This is a genomic window from Lactococcus sp., from assembly GCF_036648155.1.
In the GTDB taxonomy this organism is placed as follows: Bacteria; Bacillota; Bacilli; order Lactobacillales; family Streptococcaceae; genus Lactococcus; species Lactococcus cremoris.
Window position 1 is genome coordinate 1 of record NZ_JAVXIY010000021.1, and the last position, 2,558, is coordinate 2,558.

Consider the following 2,558-nt stretch of genomic DNA (forward strand, 5'->3'; position numbering starts at 1 on the left):
GCTAAGGCCTTTTTTGAAAAAATAAAGGAATTAAAATTTGATAGTTATCTACGATCTTTAGTTGTTACACGTGGACAAGGATTAGAACGAGAAACTGAATTAATTTTCTTTGAAGATGATTTTTTTAATTTCCTAAAAACAGAATTTCATATTAATGTTGTTATGACTGAATATTCTGATTTAGAAATTAATTTCCCTGAATATTACTTTGAAAGAATTATTTTATTAAACTTAATTATTGAAAGTTTAAATGAGAATGAAAAAACAACCTTTGAAGATTTCAAGGTTGTCAGAACCATATACACAAATATAGCTGATTTAAGGCTTTCTCAAGCTAGACCACTTCCTAAAGATTGCGACTGGAGACTTACACCTCAAGGCTCATATTTTGTTATTGACGAAGCCCAGTTAATTCCAATTTTTAGTGAAGAAGCAAAAAGTATTCACCCAATTGTTAAGGAATTAACAATCCACCGTCACAAGGGATATGACTTTTTATTTATTACTCAAGACCCTTCTTTTGTTAATAAGTACATTCGTAAATTGGCAAGCCATCACATTCATTTGATTAACATTTTTGGTTGGGAACAATCAATGAAAATCGAATGGACTGTGGTACAAGAAAACCCGAATGCTGTTAGATCACTTGCTAGGGCTGAAAACGTATCACGTTGGATGTTTCCAAAGCATGTTTACAAGCTATATAAATCTTCAACCGCACATACACGTAAAAAGCGCATACCTAAGAAACTTGTATTTTTAATTATTTTGGCGGGTTTCTTCTTTCTTTGTGCAGGACTTCTTTTTTCAAAAGATTCAGCATTGATGCGTTTCTTTTCAGGTGAATCACCTTTAGAACTAACGGTAGAGAATAAAGATGCTAAACAAGATTCAAATAAATCAAATCAATCTACTTCTGGACAATCATCGCCACTTAGCACAAATGCAGCTTCAGAAGCACAAGCAAAAAATGCGAGTACTGACATTGGGAGCAGTTCTGAGCCTAGCGTTTCTACTGATGCTTCTAATCAAGCCGTACAGTCTGTTTATGACCCATCCAAGCCTTATGACTATAAGCCTGTTGTTGTCGCTAATCCTGTCAATCATCGTCGTTTTTCAGGCTGTGTTAAGTGGGAAAAGAAATACTTTGCTTACGATCAACAGGGAACTCTTATTGGCGAATTCTCTGCAAAAGACTGTGCCAACATCCTTAAAAATTCAGGAAATAGACCTTTCGATTACTTTGGAGAAAGAAACCAAGCACCAGCTACGCCAGCCGATCCGACAACCGATGAAAACTATAAAAAGGCTTACTTAGAAAACCTTGCAAGAATTGAAGCAGAAAGATATGCAAAATCTAAAACAGCATCAGTTCAAGAAGAGCAAATACCACTCGGAACAAAACCACCTTCAAACATCACTGGAGCAAATTCACTATGACAATTTCTTTTATTGATGCTTGTTTGGTTGGTTGTGGTTTTATATTTCTTATATTTCTTATTGATTTTTGAGACACAAATCTACAGAGCGAGTGTCTACGAGTGATTCGGACAATTAAATTTTAAAACCTTCTTTCCCTGATTACAGCTCCCTTGTAAACTCTAAACTATAATTACAGAGCGTCCGTAGGCGCGAACTGATACAGGGGGCTTTATGAGAGATGTTAGACCAGAACCAACGCCAAAATATGTTTTGGATAAAATAGCTAAAGAAAAACGCCTTTTAAAGTTGAATACATTCGTTGATAAATATGAAAAGGGATTTACTGTTTTATCTTGGATTGTGGGCGCTGTAGGTGGTTATTTTGTTTATAGATTCATTAAGTATTTGTTTTCTTTGGTTGGCATTTTATGACATAAAAAGTTAAGCCGGAGACGTTTTTCCTGGCTAATACTAATCATTAAAAAACAATACTTTAGTATTTTTTGGATTTTTCATGGATTGGCATAATATTACATTTTATCAATATTTATTAATCTCTGTTTTTGTACTCTGCCTTGCGTGCATTCTTATTTTTTTCTTAGATCGTGACATCAATAATTATTAGGACTGATTTCGTATAATTTACGTGATTATGTTACTTCGCCCTCAATTTTATAAATAAAAAGCCTTATGTTTCAATGACTTAAGGCTTTTTATTTGTCAAATTTGCGATAATCTCAGATGCACAGAGGGCGATTTAACATCAATCTGCATTATACGAAATTAGTCTACCTGCGACTGAACCGAGGAGGAGGGATGACGACGCAGGTTTGGGAGCGGGGAGAAATTTGCGTTATAGAGTAGGGCACACTACTGTCTAATAGTGTGCCTGACTCTCGAAAGTTTTTCGACATTTGCTCTATGAGCTATATATATCAAGGGTTTTAGACTTAATAGGAATGGTTCGCATCTTTAAGCTATTTTGTATATTATTTAATCGCTTTTAGGTTCTACAACTACGATTTTTCCTGCTGTTGTGATTTCTACTGCTTCAATGCACTGATCTAATATGATGTGAACCAATTCGCTATCTTTTATAGGCATTAAATTCTTATTAATTAATGCTTTATTTAATT

2 protein-coding genes are annotated in these 2,558 nt (G+C 34.4%); both read left to right on the forward strand.

The window, feature by feature from the left end:
- On the forward strand, positions 1 to 1,440 hold a 1,440-nt coding region (locus RSC39_RS11850), incomplete at its 5' end, for a zonular occludens toxin domain-containing protein (RefSeq protein WP_332537426.1).
- Positions 1,441 to 1,653: 213 nt separating this feature from the next.
- Positions 1,654 to 1,854 (forward strand): hypothetical protein, encoded by a 201-nt coding sequence (locus tag RSC39_RS11855; RefSeq protein ID WP_332537429.1) that lies wholly within the window; start codon positions 1,654 to 1,656, stop codon positions 1,852 to 1,854.
- Positions 1,855 to 2,558 lie beyond the last annotated feature (704 nt).